At 67.5% G+C, this 20,116-nt stretch carries 14 protein-coding genes; 11 read left to right on the top strand and 3 right to left on the bottom strand.

The genetic code is table 11. The features are described 5' to 3' along the window. The first annotated feature begins 25 nt into the window (after positions 1-25). Positions 26-1,816, top strand: a complete 1,791-nt coding sequence (locus ToN1_RS04480; RefSeq protein ID WP_169208249.1) for an acyl-CoA dehydrogenase — start codon at positions 26-28, stop codon at positions 1,814-1,816. Positions 1,817-1,826: 10 nt separating this feature from the next. Here the strand turns inward: ToN1_RS04480 and ToN1_RS04475 are convergent, their stop codons facing one another. Next, positions 1,827-2,249 (bottom strand): DUF4399 domain-containing protein, encoded by a 423-nt coding sequence (locus ToN1_RS04475; RefSeq protein WP_169208250.1) that lies wholly within the window; start codon positions 2,247-2,249, stop codon positions 1,827-1,829. A gap of 74 nt (positions 2,250-2,323) precedes the next feature. Beyond that, positions 2,324-2,746: a DUF4399 domain-containing protein gene (locus tag ToN1_RS04470; RefSeq protein ID WP_169208251.1), complete on the bottom strand. Its 423-nt coding sequence runs from the start codon at positions 2,744-2,746 to the stop codon at positions 2,324-2,326. A 317-nt stretch (positions 2,747-3,063) separates the two neighbouring features. On the opposite strand from ToN1_RS04470, the gene ToN1_RS04465 reads away from it, so the two are divergent. Then, on the top strand, positions 3,064-4,179 hold the full coding sequence (locus ToN1_RS04465) for a formylglycine-generating enzyme family protein (RefSeq protein ID WP_169208252.1): 1,116 nt from the start codon (positions 3,064-3,066) through the stop codon (positions 4,177-4,179). Between the two features lie 18 nt (positions 4,180-4,197). On the opposite strand, the gene ToN1_RS04460 is transcribed toward ToN1_RS04465, so the two are convergent. Further along, positions 4,198-6,270 carry a serine/threonine protein kinase gene (locus ToN1_RS04460; RefSeq protein WP_169208253.1) on the bottom strand — a complete coding sequence of 691 codons (2,073 nt, stop codon included), beginning with the start codon at positions 6,268-6,270 and terminating at the stop codon, positions 4,198-4,200. A 504-nt stretch (positions 6,271-6,774) separates the two neighbouring features. On the opposite strand from ToN1_RS04460, the gene ToN1_RS04455 reads away from it, so the two are divergent. From ToN1_RS04455 to ToN1_RS04415, 9 genes are all read left to right on the top strand, one after another. Then, on the top strand, positions 6,775-7,065 hold the full coding sequence (locus ToN1_RS04455; RefSeq protein ID WP_169208254.1) for a hypothetical protein: 291 nt from the start codon (positions 6,775-6,777) through the stop codon (positions 7,063-7,065). Between the two features lie 62 nt (positions 7,066-7,127). Then, complete coding sequence (locus ToN1_RS04450; protein ID WP_169208255.1) at positions 7,128-7,409, top strand: hypothetical protein; 282 nt, start codon at positions 7,128-7,130, stop codon at positions 7,407-7,409. A gap of 128 nt (positions 7,410-7,537) precedes the next feature. Further along, positions 7,538-9,463 (top strand): HD domain-containing phosphohydrolase, encoded by a 1,926-nt coding sequence (locus tag ToN1_RS04445; RefSeq protein WP_169208256.1) that lies wholly within the window; start codon positions 7,538-7,540, stop codon positions 9,461-9,463. Between the two features lie 72 nt (positions 9,464-9,535). Next, on the top strand, positions 9,536-10,942 hold the full coding sequence (locus ToN1_RS04440) for an efflux transporter outer membrane subunit (RefSeq protein ID WP_169208257.1): 1,407 nt from the start codon (positions 9,536-9,538) through the stop codon (positions 10,940-10,942). Positions 10,943-11,026: 84 nt separating this feature from the next. Beyond that, entirely contained in the window at positions 11,027-13,531 is a 2,505-nt protein-coding gene (locus ToN1_RS04435; RefSeq protein WP_169208258.1) for an FHA domain-containing protein, read from the top strand. Beyond that, positions 13,506-14,894 carry a beta-barrel domain-containing protein gene (locus ToN1_RS04430; RefSeq protein ID WP_169208259.1) on the top strand — a complete coding sequence of 463 codons (1,389 nt, stop codon included), beginning with the start codon at positions 13,506-13,508 and terminating at the stop codon, positions 14,892-14,894. The genes ToN1_RS04435 and ToN1_RS04430 overlap by 26 nt, the downstream gene beginning before the upstream one ends. Before the next feature lie 33 nt (positions 14,895-14,927). After that, complete coding sequence (locus ToN1_RS04425) at positions 14,928-15,680, top strand: peptidylprolyl isomerase (RefSeq protein ID WP_169208260.1); 753 nt, start codon at positions 14,928-14,930, stop codon at positions 15,678-15,680. A gap of 61 nt (positions 15,681-15,741) precedes the next feature. Then, the gene (locus tag ToN1_RS04420) at positions 15,742-18,795 is read left to right on the top strand and encodes an ABC transporter transmembrane domain-containing protein (RefSeq protein ID WP_169208261.1); all 3,054 of its coding nucleotides are present in this window, start codon (positions 15,742-15,744) and stop codon (positions 18,793-18,795) included. Further along, entirely contained in the window at positions 18,792-20,102 is a 1,311-nt protein-coding gene (locus ToN1_RS04415) for a sigma-54 interaction domain-containing protein (RefSeq protein WP_210148017.1), read from the top strand. The genes ToN1_RS04420 and ToN1_RS04415 overlap by 4 nt, the downstream gene beginning before the upstream one ends. Positions 20,103-20,116: the final 14 nt, after the last annotated feature.

The following is a 20,116-nucleotide window of genomic DNA, read 5'->3' as shown; positions in this document are numbered from 1 at the left end:
CGGGCACATAAAACGGACTGCTGCCATGACCGATTACATCGCGCCGCTGCGCGACATGCACTTCATCCTGCGCGAGCTCGCGGGGCTTGACGCCGTCACGGTGCTGCCGGGCTGCGAGGAGGCAACGCCCGACGTCGTCGAGGCGATCCTCGACGAGGCGGGCAAGTTCGCCGCGGGCGTGCTCGCGCCGATCAACCGTGCGGGCGACGAGCAGGGATGCCGGCTGGAGGCGGACGGGCGGGTGACGACTCCCGAGGGCTGGAAGGAGGCTTGGCAGCAGTACGTCGAGGCGGGCTGGATCGGACTGTCGCTGCCGGTCGAATACGGCGGCCAGGGCCTGCCCAAGCTGGTTTCAACGCCCGTGTGGGAGATGTGGTTCTCGACCAACATGGCCTTCACGATGCTGCCGCAGTTGAACGTCAGCCAGGCCGAGGCGCTGCGCATCGCGGCGAGCGAGGACCTGAAGCAGACCTGGCTGCTCAAGGTGGTGAGCGGCGAGTGGGGCAGCACGATGAACCTCACGGAGCCGCAGGCGGGTTCCGATCTCGCGGCGACGCGCGCCCGCGCCGAACCGGCGGCCGACGGCACATACCGCGTCTTCGGCCAGAAGATCTTCATCTCCTGGGGCGAACACGAGCTCACCGAAAACATCGTCCATCTCGTGCTCGCGCGCCTGCCGGACGCCCCGGCGGGGGTGAAGGGGCTGTCGCTCTTTCTCGTGCCGAAGTACCTGCTCGACGCCGACGGAAATCCCGGCGCGAAGAACGACGTGCGCTGCATCGCCATCGAGCACAAGATGGGCATCCACGGCAGCCCGACCTGCACGATGAGCTACGGCGATGCGGGCGGGGCGGTCGGCTGGCTGGTTGGCGAGCCGAATCGCGGGCTGGAAACCATGTTCATCATGATGAACGAGGCGCGCTTCGGCGTCGGCGTGCAGGGCGCGGGGCTGGCCGAGCGCGCCTACCAGCTGGCGCTCGCCTATGCGCGCGAGCGCGTGCAGGGGCGCGACGCGATCACCGGCGAGGCGGGCAAGCCCATCCTGTGCCACCCGGACGTGAAGCGCATGCTGCTGTCGCTGCGCGCGCGTGTGATGGCGATGCGCGCGCTGCTGTACACGGCCGCGGCGTGGTTCGACACCGCGCACCATCACCCGGACGCGGCCGTTGCGGGCAAGGCGCAGCGCTACGTCGACCTGCTGATGCCGGTCGCGAAGGGCTGGTGCACCGAGGTCGGCCAGCAGGCGTGTTCGGACGCGATCCAGGTGTTCGGCGGCATGGGCTTCGTCGAGGAAACCGGCATCGCGCAGTTCGCCCGCGATGCCCGCATCATCACGATCTACGAGGGCACGACCGGCATCCAGGCGAACGATCTCGTCGGGCGCAAGATCCTGCGCGAAGGCGGCGAGACACTGTTCGAACTGATCGCCGAACTGCGCGCGACCGTTGCCGAGTTGCGGCGGGAGGCGGGATTCGGCCCCATCGCCGACGCGCTGGTCGAGAACATCGCCGTGCTCAACGAGACGACATACTGGCTGCTTGCGGCGGGGAAGGACCGCTTTGCCGAGGTCCTGGCCGGGGCGGTGCCCTTCCTGCATCTGCTGGGTACGGCATGCGGCATGTGGCAGATGGCGCGTCTCGCTCTGGCGGCGCGGCGCAGGATCGCGGCCGGGGAGGGCGATGCCGGCTACCACGAGAGCCTGGTCGAACTCGCGCGTTTCTATGCGGCCAGCTTCGCGCCGCAGGCCGCGGCACACGGGCGCACGGTGCGCGAAGCGGGCGGCGCGCTGGCGGCGTTCGACCCGCTCGCCTTCTGACGTTCGCGCATCACCGTACGGTGATGCTGATCTTTCTCGAACGGACGGGCGGGTTGTGCGGGACGTGCTTGTCGTCGCCCATCAGCAGTTGCAGCGTGTGCTTGCCGGGCGGGAGTTCCAGCATCGTCTCGGTCTCGCCCGCGCCGAAGTGAAGGTGGTTGCGATCCGAGGGGATCTCGTGGTCCAGCGCCGGCATGTCCGTGTCGATCAGCAGGTGGTGATGGCCGGTATTGGGGAAGGCCACCCCCTTCGGCGCGACCCCCATGTTGCGCAGGCCGAACCAGACCTTGAACGGCTTTCCGGCCGACATGACTTGGCCGTCGACCGGCCAGCCGATGTAGAGATAGGCATTCGCCGGGGCGGGCGTGCTGCCGGCGAGCGCCAGATCCGAGAGCAGCAAGGCCGCGATCGCGGCAACGAACGGCTTGTACATGAATTCGCTCCCACTGCTTCACTGCGTGATGGGGACACCGCCACTGCGGGCGACGGCTCGGGCCGACCGTGCGCTCAGGGGACGATGATCGTGACCTTTTTCGAATACACGGGCGGGTCGTGCGGCACGTGCCTGTGGTCGCCGAGGAGCATCTGCAGCGTGTGCTTGCCCGGCGGCAGTTCGATGCGCGCCTCGGTCTCGCCGGCGCCGAAATGCAGGTGATTGCGATCCGAGGGAATCTCGCCCTCGGTCACCAGCTCGGTGTCGATGAGGAGGTGGTGGTGTCCGACGTTGGGCATGTCCACCCCTTTCGGCGCAACGCCCATGTTGCGCAGGCCCATCCGCACCCAGAACTTGCCACCGACGATCGTTGCACCATCAGGCGGCCAGACGATGTAGGCCTCGGCGTTCGGCGGTGAAGGCGTCGCGGCGGCGGCCGCGGACGCAATGGTCAGAGCCGCCATCGTCAGCGCGGCAAGAGTGATTTCCCTCGACATGCTGCGCATCCTCCCCGCACAAAGCTGAAGCGAACACACGATCCCGGGCGCATGCGGCGCCCGACTTGCCCGAATTGATTATCACTTCACATTAGGACGGAACTTGCGGGAAAGATACATATAATGAACTGAGATATCGCGGGACTGTGGCCGCCCGAATCCGGGGTGGGCGAGGGGTCGTCCGGCCATGTCTCCTTTCTCCGCGCGAGTGCCCGGGAGGGCTTCCGGACTGCCATGGCAGCGCCCGGGAACCCGCGTTTCGGAGGAGGCCGTACGCTCAACTACAAGGCGAACGAGGTGCGGACGTGTGGCGAGAAATGCTCATCATCGTTGCGTTGGGAGCGAGCGCCGGCGCGGGCGTTCAGGCCGGGGTCCTGCCGAAGGACAGTGCCGACCAATACGAACTCACCTTCTGGGATTCGGTGAAGGACAGCCAGCACGCCAGCGATTACGAGGCGTACCTGAAGGCCTACCCGAACGGCCGCTTCGCGGCCCTCGCCAAGGCGCGCATCGAGCGCCTGCGCGCGGCGGCGCCGAAGACCGACGCGCCCGCTGCACCCAAGGTCGAGGCTCCTGCACCGAAGGTCGAACCCCCGCCGCCCAGGACACCCGCTGCTGCTCCGCCCGCGGCCGAACGGGTGCGGCCGGCCCCCGCTGCGGAGCGGCCACGCGCGACGCCGCGGGTCGCGCCGGCAGCCGCTGCCGCCGTGGCGAGCCTGACTGAAATCCGCGACTGTCCGGCCTGTCCCGTCATGGTCGGCTTGCCGCAAGGCGACTTCGTCATGGGCAGCAATACCGACGATCCGTCCGAACGGCCGGCGCATCCGGTGACCATCACGCAGGCGTTCGCGATCGCCAAGTACGAGGTCACCAACGAGCAGTGGGGCGCCTGCGTCGAGGCCGGCGCCTGCCCGCGCCTGGGCAGCGAAGGCAACGCCCCGAAGAACGCGCCGGTGCGCGACCTGAGCTGGGACGACGCGCAGCAGTACGTCAAGTGGCTGGCGAAGACGAGCGGCAAGCCGTATCGTCTGCCGACCGAGGCCGAGTGGGAATATGCAATTCGCGGCGGGACGACGAGCCGCTATTGGTGGGGCAGCCAGATGCGGCCGGGCAATGCGAACTGCAAGGACTGCGGCGAACCGTCGCGCGCCGACGGTCCCGCATCGGCCGGTTCCTTCGCCGCCAACCCGTTCGGCCTGCACGACATGAACGGCAGCGTGTGGGAGTGGGTCAGCGACTGCTGGCACAGCTCCTACAAGGGCGCCCCGTCCGATGGTCGTTCGTGGGAGGACGCGGACTGCCGGGTTCGCGTGATACGCGGCGGCTCGTGGCGGGAAGGGGCCGATTACATGACGTCGTCGACGCGCTTCAAGTACGGTGCGAGCGTCCGGCATTCCCAGAACGGCTTTCGCGTTGCGCGTGACCTGAAGTAGCGCAGGCGCCGCGACGCCTCAGCGTTCGCGCGCGCGAGTGGTGATCTGCACGAAGTCCGCGACGATGCGGTCCGTGCCGTGCTTGGCGGCGATCTCGCGCAGGCGCTGTTCGAGAGCGCGCAGGTATTCGGCCCGTGATTCGAATTCTGGCCGCAACCCTTCGAAGATCGGGACGGGCGTCACGAGCAGCGTGATCAGCTCCGTACCGAAAGGCTTCGAGATCGTCCAGCCCGCGAGCGTTCCGATGGTCGCGGAGTGGTTGGGCGGCGCCTGGTTGGCTCGCGCGCGCCGGCTTGGGACGAGGTGGGCGACGCTGCCGTCGAGGACGTGATAATCGACGTGGACGTAGGATTCATAGGCGGGCGTGGTGACGTCGACGATCAGCGCGTCGCCTTCCGTGAGCTCGGCGACGGCGCCGCGCATCCGGATCGACGCCGGGTGCCCGGCCTGCCAGTTGCGGTTCCAGTGGGACGAAAGCGCCGCGATCACGTTGCATTTGTCGTCGCTCAGTTGCTGCACGTCGGCCTTCAGCGTCTTGACACCCGGGATGGCATTGAGCGCCTCGGTTAGGCGCGCGACGCCGAAACGCTCGGGCACGTAGCCCCGGACCTGCAGCGCGTCGCCGCTGACCGAGGCCGTCAGTGCGGAACAGGGCACCTGGGCCAGAACGGGCGTGACCGCGGCGAGCGAGAGTGCGGGAGCGGGCGGCGGTGCGACGGGCACCGGCGTCGGCGCCGGGGTCGGCGCCGGGAGCGGGGGCGCGGCTTCTGCGGTCGGCGCCGGGGCGGCGGGCGGTTCGTCGGAACCTTGCGGCGACGCGGGGGTGTCGGACGGTTCCCAATACCAGATCACCGTCACCGCCACCAGCGCTGCCGTCGCGAGGCCAGCGACGCCCAGCGCCAGGGGCACGGTCAGGCGGTGCTCGCCTTTCATCCCCTGCAGGAACTGCGCGACGCTGGGCGTGCGCGACGCGCGATCGAAGGACAACGCGTTGCGCAGGGCCCGCCACTGCATGGCGGGAAGTCCTTTCGGGCGCTGCGGGCGCAAATTGGCATTGCGTGCCTGCGTCGCCGGCAGGCGCCCGAACGGGTGGGTGCCGGTCAGCAGTTCGTAGGTGATGCAGGCAAGCGCGTACACGTCGTCGCGCGGATCGGGTTCGAGGTGTTCGAGGATCTCGGGGCTCGCATACGCGGGCGTCAGGCCGCCCAGGCTGCCCGCGTCGAAGATCGTCGCCTCGACTTCTTCCTCCGAGCGCCGGAAGACGCGGGCGATGCCGAAGTCGATGATCTTCACCTGGCCATTGTCGGTGAGGAAGACGTTCGCCGGCTTGAAATCGCAGTGCACGAAGCCGCGCTCGTGTGCGTACGACAGTGCGTTCGCCATCCCGGTGAAGATGCGCAGGGCGTCGGCATAGGGCAGGCCGCGAAAATCCGGCGCGTGCAGCATGCGGCTCAGCGGCTGCCCGGCCAGGTATTCCATGGTCAGGTACACCATCGACCCGTCGCGGTCGAAGTCATACACGGTGACGATGTTCGGGTGCGCGAGCGTCTGCGCCTTCTTCGCTTCGCGCTGCAGGGCGATCAGCGATTTCGGGTGGCCGCGGAACTGGACGTTCAGGATCTTGATGGCGATGTAGGGATTGCGGTCGGAGGCTTCCAGCTTGCGCAGGTCGAGCGCCTTGTAAACGGTGCCCATGCCGCCGAAGCCGATGCATTCTTCCAGCCGGAAGCGTCCCTTGATGGTCTCGCCGACGCCCTTGACCCGCTCCGGTTCGGCGTCCGGCGGGGCGGGCGAGGCCGCATCGGCCGGCGGGAACATGTCGGCGGGGTTGATCAGCATCCGGGTCTGGTCGGCGCTGGTGGCGGCACCCTTGTTCTGCTCCGGCGCTGCCAAATGCTCGATACGCCGATGCACTTCCGCGTAGACGTCCGGCGGCAGCGGGTACTTGGTGTTTTCCTCGCTAAGGACTTCCAGGAGTTGGGTGTAGTCGGTCTTTTCGGCCTTCAGGGCGTGGTCAACCTGCGCGAAGAACTCGTTGCTGGACAGACCTCCGGCCTGAAAGGCGTGAATCGCGTGCGAAAGACTAGCCATGCGCTCCCCCTCGGTTGGCCGCGGATCCCTGGGCATCATGTTCTCGCCCGCTCGGGCCGGAGAGGATGAACCGGGCGCTGTCGCGGGTTGTGCGACGGGGGCGCACCGCGGCGCCCTTCGGGCAGGGGAAGCGACTGCGCAAAATTCCCCAATCGGACCTTTCAAGAAAAATATAGCCCATATCCATGCGCTTGGCGGTGCGTGGCGCACGCCTGAGAGGCGCTCGCCGCCCTGTCTGCCGCGCCGGTCGCGGCGGATGTTGCTGCCGCGCAGACAGTATTTCGGCGACCTGTTCGGTGGCGCCCACCAGTCTCAGCCGCCGCGCAGGCCGAGTTACGCTGAAAATTTCCTGGACAATGAAAAAGATGCAGTGTTTTCAATGTGTTGAATGTTGTTGGCGGTGCCGCTGTACAGCTGGCACGCTCCCTGCGATAGGAGTTTCGAGCGCGCGAAAGTGCTCGAAACAAATCACCGACCCAAGACGCAAACCCAAGGAGAGCCATCATGAAAACCCTGACCATCAACGACCTGCCGATGACCGAAGAACTGGACCGCGAAGCCATGAGCGAAGTGCGCGGCGGCATGTACATGGGCTTTGCGCCCTATTACTGGGGCGGCTATGTCGACGCCTCGACCACGGACATGTCCTTCAGTGCCGCGCAGCTGATCAACCAGGGGCAGAGCGTCGCGACCAACGTCGGCAACAACGTGGCCGTGCTGGGTGGGTTCGCAAACCCGTCGGTGCCGGTCACCGCGACCCAGAACGCCAGCATCAACAACAACGTCCGCTTCTGATCCAGTCACCGCCCGCGGAGGCAAGCGGCCTCCGCAGCACCCCCACCCCGAGGAGAGCCATCATGAAAACCCTGACCATCAACGACCTGCCGATGACCGAAGAACTGGACTGCGAAGCCATGAGCGCAGTGCGCGGCGGCATGCACATCCTCCCGTATCCGTGGTTCGGCTATGACGCCTCGGTGACGAACGCCTCGTTCGAAGCGCTGCAGCAGATCAACCAGGGCCAGAGCGTCGTCACCAACGTCGGCAACAACGTGGCCGTGCTGGGCGGGTTCGCAAACCCGTCGGTGCCGGTGACCGCGACGCAGAACGCCGACATCAATAACCGCGTGCATTTCTGAGCGGCCGCGCGGACGCGGGGGCCCGACGGCCTCCGCGCCGCGACCCGCATCTCGCCCGGAACCGGCTTTTCAGCGCCATGTCGAATATCGTTGGGATGATCCGTCCGGCGCATGCGGGAGGAGGGGGGATGCAAAATACAAGGACCGTTCCCGAGTCCGCGACTCCAGTGATGGCCTACCTGGAGGTGACCGCCGCGGGCAAGGTCTTCCCCCTGCACGACGAGGTGCTCATCGGGCGCGATCCGCAGGACTCGCTCTCATCCGACCGCTTCCTGTGCATTCCCGAACACACCGTCAGCCGCCGCCATGCGCGCATCCGGCTGCGCGACGGGGCCTACTTCGTCGAGGACCTTCACTCGTCCAACGGTACTTTCGTGCTCGGCAAACGCCTGCAGCCGGGCGCCTGGCATCCCTTGCGCGATGGTGACGAGCTGGCGGTTGCGGCCGAGCACATCATATTCCATTCGCTGCTCGTGCCGCCGCCCGAAAGCGTGCCGGCCATGATCAAGCAGACGGTCGACGCGACCCTGTACGCCCGCCCGCTCGCGGCCCCGCCGGCGCAGACGGCGGGCGATGCGCAGCTGACGATCCGCAAGCTGCACGCGATGGCCCAGGTCGGGATCGCAGTGGGGGCGGTGACCAACAGCGAGACGCTGATCGAGAAGATCATGAACCTGATCTTCGAGCTGTTTCCGCTGGCCGAACGGGCTTTCATCCTGCTGAGCAAGAACCGCGACGAGGCGCCGGTGCAGGTGGCGGCGCGCCGGCGCGACGGCACGGTGGATCGCGGTGACACGCTGCGGCTGTCGCGCACCATCGTCGCCGAGGTGCTGCAGAACAAGCTGGCCGTCCTGTCGGTCGATACGCTCGCCGACCGCCGTTTCGGCGCGCAGGAATCGATCGTCGACCAAGGGATCCGCAGCGTGATGTGCGCCCCGCTGCTGCTCGAGGACGAGGTGCTGGGCCTGATCCAGGTCGATACGTCCTCGGATCCGTATGCCTTCAAGGGCGAGGATCTGCAGATGCTGACCGGGGTGTGCGCGGAAATGGCCGTTGCGCTGAAGAACTTCCAGCTGTATTCGGACATCGAGCGCCTGCTGGAAGGCTTCGTCCGCGCCTCGGTGCAGGCGATCGAGGAGCGCGATCCGGTGACGGCCGGGCATTCCTTCCGCGTCGCCCACTATGCGGAGGGGCTGGCCCAAGCGGTGGACCGTGCGGACGGACCGGAACTGCGCCAGATCGTGTTCACGAAGGACCAGCTGCGCGAGATCCGCTATGCGGCGCTGCTGCACGACTTCGGCAAGGTGGGCGTGCGCGAGCACGTGCTGCGCAAGGAGAAGAAGCTCCACCACGCCGACATGCGCATGCTCGAGCAGCGCTTCAAGTATGCCTGCGCGTGCCTGGAGCGGCAGGCGTATCGCCAGCTCGCCGAGCGCCAGTGCGAGCAGGCGCTGGGTGTCGAGGCGTTCCGCGAGGAGAAGCGGCGGGTCGAGGCGGGATTGCGCGAGGAGTTCGGGCGTCTGGACGAGTTTCTCGCAGCGATCCGGCGCGCCAATGAACCGGCGATCTCGTATACCGAAGCGCCGCGCGAGCTCGACGCGATTCTCGACTATACCTACAGAGAACCGGACGGTGCCGCCGTGCCGCTGCTGCTGCAGCACGAGCATCTGGCGCTCGGTGTATCGAAGGGCTGTCTGACCGCCGAGGAGCGCAAGCAGATCGAGTCGCACGTGGCCGATACCTATTCGTTCCTGATCCTGATCCCGTGGACGCACGACCTGTCCGGCGTGCCGGCCATCGCGCACGGGCATCACGAGAAGCTGGACGGCTCGGGGTATCCGATGGGGCTGCGCGGTGGGCAGATCAGCGTCCAGACCCGCATCCTGACGATCTGCGACATCTACGATGCACTGACGGCGGGCGACCGGCCGTACAAGAAGGCGGTGCCGGTCGCGGAGGCGCTGGGGCTGCTGGAGGCGGAGTGCCGGGCGGGGCACATCGATTCGCGCCTGTTCAGCGTGTTCGTCGAATCGAAGGTGTGGGCAGCGGCCTAGGCCGCGTGTCCGCGAAGGCACAAGAGGCATCGTCGTCGGGCGTCTGGCACGTCGGGCGGCGGGAGAAGTGGAATGAGACCTATTAACCTGACTGCCGCCCGCCTGCTGCTTGTCGGCATGGGTGTCGTGCTCGCGAGCGGTTGCGCCAACGTGGGCATCACCGAGTACGCGCGTCCCGCCACGCCCGCGAAGGCCGACTGGTCGCGTCAGGCGGTGTCGGCCGCCGACACGATCGCGCCCGACTGGTGGCGCGAGTTCCGCGACCCCCACCTCGACGAGCTGGTCAATAAGGCGATATCCGGCAACTTCGACGTCAAGATCCTCGCCGCGCGCATCCAGGTCGCCAACGCGCAGATCGGCGAGGCACGCGCCGGGGCGCTGCCCACGCTCGACCTCGGCGCCGGCGCGAGCTTCGAGAAAAGCACCGGCCAGAAATCCGTGACCCAGTACAACCTCGGCACTCAGCTCAACTGGGAAATCGACATCTGGGGCAAGGTGGAGAAGGGCGTCCAGGCGCAGACCGCCGAGTACCATGCGTCCGAGGCCGACTGGCGGGCCGGCTACCTGAAGCTCGTCTCCGACGTATCGACGACCTATTTCCAGATCCTGCAGCTGGACGAGCAGATCGACCAGCAGCAGCGCGCGCTCGCCAGGAACCGGGAAATCCTCACCACCTACGAGGCGATGCACAAGCACGGGCTCGTACCCAACACTCAGGTGCTGCGCCAGCGTGCCGAGATTAACAAGCTGACGCACGACCTGCTGGACCTGCGCCGCGCGCGCGATCTCGCCGGCAATGCGCTCGCGACCCTGCTCGGGGTGCCGGCGGGTGAATTCAGGGTGCCGGTGGGGCGCCTGCAGGATCGAGTGCAGCTGCCGGCGGTGCCGGCCGGCCTTCCTTCCCTGCTGCTCGAGCGCCGGCCCGACATCATTGCCGCGGAGTTCCGCGTGCTGCAGGCGCACAACCTGGTCGGGCAGGCCAAGCTCGCGCAGCTGCCGTCGATCAGCCTGACCGCGCGCGGCGGCACGTCCAGTTTCGCGCTGGGCGACCTGCTCAAGTCCTTCACCTTCGGCTTCCTGCCGAGCATCAACATCCCGCTGCTCGACCCGAGCGTGAAGGCGCGCGTGAAGACCAGCGAGGCCCAGATCAAGGTCGTGGAGCACGACTACCAGCGTGTCGTCATCGGCGCGTTCGAGGAAGTGGAGAACGCGCTGGTGAATCTCGATGCGCACAAGCAGCAGCGAACGGAGCTGCAACAGCAGATCGACCAGCTGAAGGTCGTCGCGACCCAGACCGAACGGCAGCTCAGGGAAGGCGTGGTATCGCAGCTGGAAGTGTTCGAGACCGAGCGCACGCTGCTCGCCGCGCAACTCGCGCTGCTGGCCAATCATCAGCAGATCCTGGCCGACACGGTGACTCTGTACAAGGCGCTGGGCGGCGGCTGGCCGACCGTGGAGGTGGCGAATGCGCGCAACTGAAGGGCGCGACTGAGGGAGCACGACCGAGGTACGCAATCGAGGTCCATGAGCGAGGCGACAAATGCATGAGCCTGGTGTCGCAACATGACTGCTGACGAAGCCTTTTCCGCCGCGATGCAGGCGACGGCCGAACAGGAGTTCAGCGTTCGGCTCAAGCCCAAATCCCATCCGGAACTGGGCGACATCCTCATCGAGGAGAACCTGTTCGCGATCGGGCGCAACGAGCCCCCGTTCGCGTCGTATGACCGCGAGCTCGTTGCCGAGCTGTCGCGCCGCCATGCCCGGGTGTTCTGGGAGGGAGGCGCGCTCTACGTCGCGGACCTCGGCAGCAAGAACGGCACGAGCGTCAATGGCGTCGCCGTGGAGGACAAGCCCTGCCGGCTGTACGACCGCGATGAGCTCGGCCTGGGCGGGACGCTCACGTTTCGCGTGAAGATCGCGCCCCGCACGGCGAAACCGCGTCGCGCCGGTGCGCTGCTGAGCCTCACGCTCACGCCCGTGCGCGACGACCTCGGCCTCCAGCCCATCGTCATCGCCCGCTTCCCCTTCCTGGTCAGCAAGGCCGACGAGGTGTTCGCACGCTACAAGAATGCGAGCCCGCATCAGGTGAAGTACCTCTCGCGGCGCCATGCGCACATCTTCCTCAAAGGCAATGCGCCCTTCGTCGAGGACCTGGGCAGCACCAACGGCACCTTCGTCGACGGCACGCGGCTCGACGAGCATGCGGTCGAACTGCGCGACGGCGCCGTGCTCGGTTTTGCCGGCAGTCATTTCGTGTACACCGTCGGCCTGCAGCGCGAGCCCGAGACCGACCCGACGCTGACCACATTCAGCCCCGCCGACGCGGTCGCCGCCGATGCGCACGCCAATGCCGACCGGACGACCTTCGTCGCGGCCGCCGACTCCTTCCTCGACATCTTCTGCCACGATCCCGCCGCCGCGCAGGACGAGCTCGACAACGACGAGGTGCAGCCCGAGGACGCGCCGCCGCAGGTCGTGGAGCGCGAACGCAGCCGGGCCGCGATCTTCCTGCGCGAGCTGCGCAAGGCCTTTGCGGGCGGGGCGCGCGATACGCAGCGGCGCGCATTGCGCTGGGGCGTGCCGGGACTGGCGCTGCTCGTGGCGGTCGCGCTCGGCGTGTATTTCATCGGTTCCACCGAGCGGGAAGTGAAGGACCTGCTGGCCGAAGGCGCGTATGCGCAGGCGCTGGCGGCGGCCGACGAGTACCTGGCGGGGAATCCGGACGATGCGGCGCTGAAGGCGCTCGGCACCGAGGCGCTGCTCAAGGCCAGGCTGCCCGAATGGATAGCGGCGCTGCAGGGCGGCGGCTTCGATCGGGCGACGGCGGCAGTCGCCGACATGAAATCGCAGGCTGGCCACAACGCCGATGCCCTGGCCCTGATCGGCGAGCTGGAGTGGATCGGGGGGCTGGAGCAGTTCATGCGCGAGCGCGGCGGTGCGGAGGCGCCGATCCGCCTGTACGCCGACGAAGAGCGGATCAGGGCCCTGCTGCAGCGCTGGAACGACGACGCCAAGGGTCACCAGCGCGCGCTGGCCCTGATCGGCGCGCACGTGCCGGCGTTCAGGGACGTCCATGCAGAGGCGATGACCCATCTGCGCAAGCTGGAGAGCGACGAATCGGTGTATCTCGCCGCGATCGATCGCCTGAACGCGAACATCGCGACGGAGCTGGCGCAGGACCGCCCGGAGGCGCTGGAGACGGTGCTGAGCGAGTATGCCGACAAGTACCCGCGGCTCGCCGGCATCGACGCCCTGCGCGAGGACCTGCGCCAGTATGCCGCGCTCGACGCCGCGATACGCGCGGGCAAGCTGGGGCCGCTGATCGCGGTGCTCGACCGGCTGAAGCTCGCTACGCCGCCGTTCCGGCAGCAGCTGGCGAAGCTGCAGGCGGGCCGGCTGCCGTCGGCGGAGCTCGTGCGCCAGTACCGGACGGCCTCCGCCGCTTGGCGCGAGGGCAGGGCGGAAGAGGCCTTGGCCGCGCTGCAGGACATCCCGACGGGGGCGTGGGCCGACGTGGCCGCCCGCCAGCTCGAACATCGCAGGGCGGTGCAGCAGCAGTTCAAGGAGCTGCAGCCGCTGCGGCAGGCGCAGGGGGGCAAGGGCTACGAGGAGCGCCTGCTGGCGTTCTACGGTTCGCTCGATGCCGACGAGGACGCCTGGTTCGTCCGCGCCACCGAAGCGGAGGTGCGCAGCTATCGCGACAAGGCACTGGGGCGTGCGAATGAACTGCTCGGCCGGGTGCAGGGCCTGTGGCGCCAGTACCGCAACGGTGGCGGCATCGGCGGCGAGCACAGGCTCGAGGCGGGTATCTCGGGCACCTTCCGTGCGCAGGCCCGCCTGCTGTCCGAGTCCCACGCCGACATGCAGCAGGCGATGCGGATATTCCGCCTGCTGAACACCGCGGACGCCGCCAAGTGGGCATCGCTGGAGGAAGCGATCGACACGGAGATCGGCCTGCAGCGGCGCTCGCTGCAGGATCTGCACATGGTGCTGGAGCCGGGTCTGCTGCAGGCCAAGCTGGCGCTGATCGGAGGTCGCATCGATGAAGAACGAAAGTCAGCTCGGTAAGAGTCAACTCAGGCCGCTGACCGACGCTCTCGAGGATCACAGCGCCGAGGGCATCGAGCTCCTCACCGCCGAGCCGGGGCGCCTGAGCCAGGCACTCGTCGTCGTGATGCTCGGGCTGGTCGTCGCGGCCCTGATCTGGTCCTTCGTCGGGCGGGCCGACGTGATCGTCACGGCGCCCGGCATCCTCGCGCCGGAGTCCGAGGTGCGCCGCGTGTATGCACCGATCGACGGCGAGCTGGTGGACGTCTACATGGAGCCCGGCCAGCCGGTGTCGAAGGGCGACGTGCTCGCGCGGCTCAACGCCCGAGGCGCGGTCGAGGCCGCGACCCATGCGCTGGAGGCGCAATTGAAGCTCGAGGATGCCGAGCGCGAATGGAAACGCTTCCCCGAGCGCAAGGCGCTGCTCGAACGCAAGGCCGAGGCGCTGAAGCAGCAGATCGAGGCGGCGCTGCACGTGCACGAGAAGCGCGTTGCGGAGGGCACGACGAAGCTCGCCGAAGGCCAGAAGGCGCAATTGCAGCAGGCGCGCAGCGAGCTCGACAACGCGCGCCGCACGCGCGACGCGACGAAGCTGGAGTACGACCGCTATCAAAGCCTGTTCGCGCTGCCCGGCGGCGGCGGCGTGTCGCAGCTGCAGGTCGAAACGAAGAAGACCGCCTGGCTCGCGGCGGAGAACGCCTTGCGCGTCGCCCAGTCCCGGCTCGGCGAGCTGGATTTCCGCCTGAGCCAGGAAAGCGCCAAGGCCAGCGCCGAACTCGAGACCAGCGACCAGGAAGTGACGCGGCTGCGGATCGACTACGACGCGGCCTCGCGTGAAGTCGCGAAGGAGGAGGACAAGCTGCGCCTGCAACTGCAGACGGCGCGGCTGGCGGCGCAGGCGGCCGAGCGGATCCGCTTCGAGAACATCGACAAGGACAACTTCCTGCTGATCCTCGCGCCGGTCGATGGCGTCGTCACCGACGTGAGCACCACCCAGCCGGGCGACAAGGTCCAGGCCAACACCCCGCTCGGCGGCATCGCGCCGAAGGACGCGCGCGCGGTGATCAAGATGGAGATCGCCGAACGCGACCGCGCCTTCCTGCGCGAAGGCCTGCCGGTGAAGCTGAAGTTCAGCGCCTTCCCGTATCAGCGCTACGGCCTCATCGACGGCACGCTCGAGTTCATCTCGCCCGCGACGGCCGCGTCGCCGAAGACCAAGGAGCCCGTCTACGAGGGCCACGTGACGCTCGCGCGCGACCACTACCTCGTCTCGGACACCAAGTACCCGGTCCGCTACGGCATGACGGCCACGGCGGAGATCGTCGTGCGCGAGCGTCGCGTGATCGACCTCGCGCTCGACCCCTTCCGCCAGATCAGCGGCTGATTCGACTAGCGTTTATCCCAAGGAGCACATGACATGACGGCGATCGTGCGAATCGATGATGAAAACATCGGCACCGAGGATTTCGTGCGGATCCTGAAGCTGACCGGACGCTTCGAGAGCCTGATGGACGAGATCGTGCGCGACCGAGTCGCGGTGCATGCGGCGAAGAAGGCGGGCATCCCGGTGGCGGCCGAGGAGATTCAGGAGCGCGCGAACCAGTACCGCCGCGTGCTGGGCCTGCACCGCGCTGCCGACATGAACCGCTACCTCGACGCGATGGGCGTGAGCCTGGACGAGTTCGAGGACTTCATCGTCGACGGCCTGTACCAGGAGAAGATGATGCAGCGCGTGTGCAGCGACCAGGCGGTGGAGGAATTCTTCCAGCTCAACTCGCCGCGCTTCGACAGCATCGAGGTGAGCCACATCGTGCTCGAGAACGAAGGCCAGGCGAAGGAGATGATGTCGCTGCTGGCGGACGATCCCGAGAGCTTCGGCGAGCTCGCGCGCGAGCATTCCATTGCCGACACGCGCGAACAGGGCGGCTACGTTGGCACGGTGCTGCGCGGCTCGCTCAAGACCGAGATCGAGGCCAAGGTGTTCAACGCGAGCGTCGGTGACCTGCTCGGACCCTTCGCCGCGCCCGACCGCTCGTTCTTCGAGATCTTCCTCGTGAACGCAAAGAACCCGGCGCGCCTCGACGGCGACACCGCCGCCGAGATCCGCCGCCTGCTGCGCGATGCCTGGCTCGCCGCACGGGCGCAGGAACACGTGATCGAAGTGCGCTAGCACGCGAGGCTGAACGACCATGGATGCGCCCCCAAAAACGGCCCAGCAAACGGCTCCGCAAATGCCCCCGCAGGCCGACTCGCTCGTCGAATTCCTGTCGTCCGTCGAGCTGCTGTCGCCGTTCACACGCGACGAGCTCGAACAGCTGGCGGAGCAATGCCAGTCGCGCTTCCTCGCGTTCGGCGAGGCCGTGTGCAATGCGGGCGAGCCGGCCGAGGGCGTGTTCGTGATCCGCTCGGGCTCGGTGCGCGTGTTCGCCGACGAGCACGGCAAGGAAGTGAGCCTGGGCGTGCGCAAGGCGGGCGAGGTGGTCGGCGAGATGGCGATGCTGCGCGAGTACCGCCACGAGTTTTCCGCGCGCGCTTCGGCCAAGACCGAGCTACTGCTGGTGCCGCGCAGGGCCATCGAGCCCGTCATCGCGCAGAACCAGGCCGCGCTCGCCTTCGTCACCAGCTACGTCGCGATCGGCTCCGCCGGGGGCGTGGTCGCGCGCCTCTTCGACCTGCGCGGCAAGGTCGACAAGAAGGAACTCGAGGAGCTCGTGCGCAGCGTCGGCGTCAAGCGCGTCGCCGCGGGCAAGGAGATCCTGAAGCAGGACGGGCGCGAGGATCGTCGTCTGTACGTCGTGCGCCACGGCGAAGTGCGCGTGGTGCGCAGCGAGCAGGGCAACGAATACGTGCTCGCGACGCTCGGGCACGGCGAGACATTCGGCGAGAAGGCCTGCATGATGCGCCAGGAGCAGATGGCCTCGGTGATCGCGGCGAGCGACACGACGCTGCTGGTGGTGCCGGAAAAATCCGTGCATCTGATCCTCGAGCGCAACCCGAAGCTGCGCGAGGTGCTGGAGGAGCGCATCCGCTTCGCCGAGCGCGAGCTCGAGCGCCAGAAGAAGCTCGCCGAGCGGCGCAAACTGAAGGTCATGCTGGACCTGCAGTCGAAGCCGGAACTGGGCGAACGCGTGATCCGCCGCTTCCCGCTGGTCGAGCAGGCCGAGGAGATGGACTGCGGCGCCGCCTGCCTGGCGATGATCTGCCGCCACTTCGACATCCCGATGACGCTGGGCAAGCTGCGCGAGCTCGCCAACGTCACGACGCAGGGGGCGACGCTGGACAGCCTCGCGCGCGCCGGCGAATCGCTCGGCTTCACGACGCGCGGCGTGCAATGCACCTTCGACGCGCTGCAGGGCTTCGAGCTGCCCTTCATCGCGCACTGGGAGGGCTACCACTACATCGTCGTGTACGGTGTGTCGAAGAAGCAGGTGTGGGTCGCCGACCCGGCGCTGGGCTTCCGCCAGATGGCCGTCGAGGACTTCGAGCGCGGCTGGAGCGGCACCTGCCTGCTGTTCGCGCCGGGACAGAACCTCGTGCAGATGGCGGCGGCGCGTTCGCCGTGGATCCGCTTCGTCGGCTACCTGCGGCCCTACAAGAAGATCCTCGCCCACCTCGTGATGGCGACCTTCGTTATCCAGGTGCTGGGCATCGTGCCGCCGATGATCATCCAGAACGTCCTCGACGGCGTGATCGTGCACGAGAACGTGAGCCTGCTGCATCTGCTGATCGCCGGGCTCGTCATTACCAACCTGTCGACGCACCTGATATCGACGGTGCGGGCCTTCCTCGCGAACTTCATGGTGCGCAACATGGACTTCGCGATGATGTCGCAGTTCTTCAGGCACACGATGTCGTTGCCGTTCTCCTTCTTCGCCAAGCGCAAGACCGGCGACATCCTCGCGCGCTTCCAGGAGAACCAGACGATCCGCTCCTTCCTCACCGAGTCGACGGTCACGACCCTGCTGAACCTGCTGATGGTGTTCGTCTATTTCACGATCCTGTTCCTCTACAACGTGCAGATGACGCTGCTGCTGATCGCCTTCGTCATCCCGATCATGGCGCTGACGGTGATCGTGACGCCCAAGGTCAAGAACTACGCGCGCGAGGTGTTCAGCACCTCGACCGAGGCGCAGGCCTTCCTGATGGAGGCGCTCGGCGGAGTCGAGACGATCAAGGGCATGGGCATCGAGCGCCCGATGCGGCTGAAGTGGGAGAAGAAGTACGCCAAGGCGCTGTCGGTGCAGTACCGCGCGCAGATGTTCAACGTCGGCGTGGGCTTCGTCAGCCAGCTCCTCAATTCCGCGACGACGATCGCGATCCTGTGGGTGGGCGCAAACCAGGTGCTGGCCCACGAACTCACGGTCGGTCAGCTGATGGCCTTCAACGCGATGATGGGGAGCGTGCTCGCGCCGCTGATGGGGCTGGTCGCGCTGTGGAGCCACGTCAATGACGCGGCCGTCGCGATGGAGCGCCTCGGTGACGTGCTCGACATCGAGCCCGAGCAGCGCCCCGAGGATGTGGCCTCGCGCGTCGTGCTGCCCGACCTGAAGGGCGAGATCAGCCTCGAGGGCGTGTATTTCCGCTACGGTGGCACCGACACGGCCTATGTGCTGGAAAACATCAGCTTCGACATCAAGCCGGGCGAACTGATCGCGATCGTCGGCCGCAGCGGCTCGGGCAAGACGACGCTGGCGAAGCTGCTGGTCGGCTTCTATCCGCCGTCCGACGGACGCATCGTGGTGGACGGCTACGACATGGGCGTGATCGACAAGGAGTACTACCGCGCCCAGGTCGGCTACGTGATGCAGAGCAACCTGCTGTTCTCGGGGACCATCGCCGACAACATCGCCAGCGGCGACGAGACGCCCGACCGCCGGCGCATCGAGGAAGTGGCGAAGATGGCCGACGCCCACGCCTTCATCCGCAAGCTGCCGCTCGGCTACGAGCAGATCGTCGGCGAGCGCGGCATGGGGCTGTCGGGCGGGCAGATCCAGCGCCTGTGCATCGCCCGCGCGCTGTACCACGACCCGCGCCTGCTGGTGTTCGACGAGGCGACCTCCGCGCTGGATACGCAGTCCGAGAGCAACATCATCGGCAACATGCAGGAAATCCTCCGCGGGCGCACCGCGGTGATCATCGCGCACCGGCTGTCGACGATCATGCGCGCGGACAAGATCCTGGTGCTGTACGAAGGGGCGATCGTCGAGCAGGGCCGGCACGAGGAGCTCGTCGCGCGCCAGGGCATGTACTTCCAACTGGTGCAGAAGCAGCTGGCGGCGGCATGAAGATCCTGGCGCCCGGTTCGCGCGGCAGTTCGGCGATCTCCTACGCGGGCTTGCTGGAGAAGATCGAGATCCTGCGCTCGACGCTGCGCTGGGCGACCAACCTCGGGCGGCCGGAGATCGAGAAGCTGCTGCGCCAGGCCAACACCCTGCGCGACGAGGTGATGCAGCTCTCGCACAAGGAGCGCTTCGTGCAGGCGGCCGCGGCCGAAGCGGCGCCGGTCGACCTCGCGCCCGGCGCGCGGCGGCGTGCGCTGCTCGAACGCAGTTTCGTGTTCGAGGGCGCCTTCGGCGACAACCCGCAGCTTCTCGAAGCCCTGGAGATCGCCGAGAAGGCCGCGCCGACCGACCTGCCGGTGCTGATCGACGGCGAGAGCGGCACCGGCAAGGAGCTGATGGCCAAGGTCATCCACGCCAACGGCGCGCGCTCGGACAAGCCCTACATCTCGGTGAACTGCGGCGCGATCCCCGACAACCTGCTCGAATCCGAACTCTTCGGCCACCGCAAGGGCGCCTTCACCGGGGCGGTGAGCGACCGCAAGGGCAAGTTCGAGAGTGCGCACACCGGCACGATCTTCCTCGACGAGATCGGCGAGCTGCCGCTGCCCGGGCAGGTGAAGCTGCTGCGGGTACTGGAATCGCACGAGATCCAGCGCGTCGGCTCCGACGAACCGATCGCGGTGGATGCGCGCATCGTCGCCGCGACCAACCGCAACCTGCGCCGCCTGAGCGAGGAGGGTACGTTCCGTGAAGACCTCTTCTACCGCCTCAGCGTCATCCACCTGACGCTGCCGCCGCTGCGCGAGCGCCGCGACGAGATCCCGCTGCTGTTCGCCTACTTCGGCGACGAGGCGGCCGAAGCGCTCAAGCGCCGCCCGCTCAAGATGACGCCGCGCCTGCGCGATTTCCTGCTGCGCTACCGCTATCCCGGCAACATCCGCGAGCTGCGCAACCTGATCTATCGCCTCTCCTGCCTTGCCGGCGATACGGCCGATCTCGAGCACCTGCCGCCCGATATCCGCCCCGCCGCGTCCGCGCCTTCCCCCTCCCCCGCGTCGGGCGTGGCAAACATCGATGCGGCCGTGGCAGCGGTGGCGACCTCGCTCAGCGACGCCAAGCGGGTCGCGAGCGACGAAGCCGAGAAGCGGTTCCTCGAACGCGGGCTGGAGCAGGTCGGCGGCACGGTGGCCGAGCTCGCCCGCCGCTGCGACATGAACCGTTCGCACCTGCAGACGCTGCTGAAGAAACACGGCATCCGCTCGAAGGATTTCCGCAAGGGCAATTCCGCGCGCGGCGAAGAGGGCGACTGATTTGCCAACTGAGG

This window comes from Aromatoleum petrolei (genome assembly GCF_017894385.1).
In the GTDB taxonomy this organism is placed as follows: domain Bacteria; phylum Pseudomonadota; class Gammaproteobacteria; order Burkholderiales; family Rhodocyclaceae; genus Aromatoleum; species Aromatoleum petrolei.
This window is presented reverse-complemented; position numbering and strand designations above follow the sequence as displayed.

What these genes read in the sequence shown, in the direction of transcription:
- ToN1_RS04475 (WP_169208250.1), bottom strand. Translation starts at nt 2,249, where the DNA reads ATGTACAAGCCGTTCGTTGCCGCGATCGCGGCCTTGCTGCTCTCGGAT.
- ToN1_RS04415 (WP_210148017.1), top strand. Translation starts at nt 18,792, where the DNA reads ATGAAGATCCTGGCGCCCGGTTCGCGCGGCAGTTCGGCGATCTCCTAC.
- ToN1_RS04465 (WP_169208252.1), top strand. Translation starts at nt 3,064, where the DNA reads ATGCTCATCATCGTTGCGTTGGGAGCGAGCGCCGGCGCGGGCGTTCAG.
- ToN1_RS04435 (WP_169208258.1), top strand. Translation starts at nt 11,027, where the DNA reads ATGACTGCTGACGAAGCCTTTTCCGCCGCGATGCAGGCGACGGCCGAA.
- ToN1_RS04480 (WP_169208249.1), top strand. Translation starts at nt 26, where the DNA reads ATGACCGATTACATCGCGCCGCTGCGCGACATGCACTTCATCCTGCGC.
- ToN1_RS04425 (WP_169208260.1), top strand. Translation starts at nt 14,928, where the DNA reads ATGACGGCGATCGTGCGAATCGATGATGAAAACATCGGCACCGAGGAT.
- ToN1_RS04420 (WP_169208261.1), top strand. Translation starts at nt 15,742, where the DNA reads ATGCCCCCGCAGGCCGACTCGCTCGTCGAATTCCTGTCGTCCGTCGAG.
- ToN1_RS04445 (WP_169208256.1), top strand. Translation starts at nt 7,538, where the DNA reads ATGCAAAATACAAGGACCGTTCCCGAGTCCGCGACTCCAGTGATGGCC.
- ToN1_RS04440 (WP_169208257.1), top strand. Translation starts at nt 9,536, where the DNA reads ATGAGACCTATTAACCTGACTGCCGCCCGCCTGCTGCTTGTCGGCATG.
- ToN1_RS04430 (WP_169208259.1), top strand. Translation starts at nt 13,506, where the DNA reads ATGAAGAACGAAAGTCAGCTCGGTAAGAGTCAACTCAGGCCGCTGACC.
- ToN1_RS04470 (WP_169208251.1), bottom strand. Translation starts at nt 2,746, where the DNA reads ATGTCGAGGGAAATCACTCTTGCCGCGCTGACGATGGCGGCTCTGACC.
- ToN1_RS04460 (WP_169208253.1), bottom strand. Translation starts at nt 6,270, where the DNA reads ATGGCTAGTCTTTCGCACGCGATTCACGCCTTTCAGGCCGGAGGTCTG.
- ToN1_RS04455 (WP_169208254.1), top strand. Translation starts at nt 6,775, where the DNA reads ATGAAAACCCTGACCATCAACGACCTGCCGATGACCGAAGAACTGGAC.
- ToN1_RS04450 (WP_169208255.1), top strand. Translation starts at nt 7,128, where the DNA reads ATGAAAACCCTGACCATCAACGACCTGCCGATGACCGAAGAACTGGAC.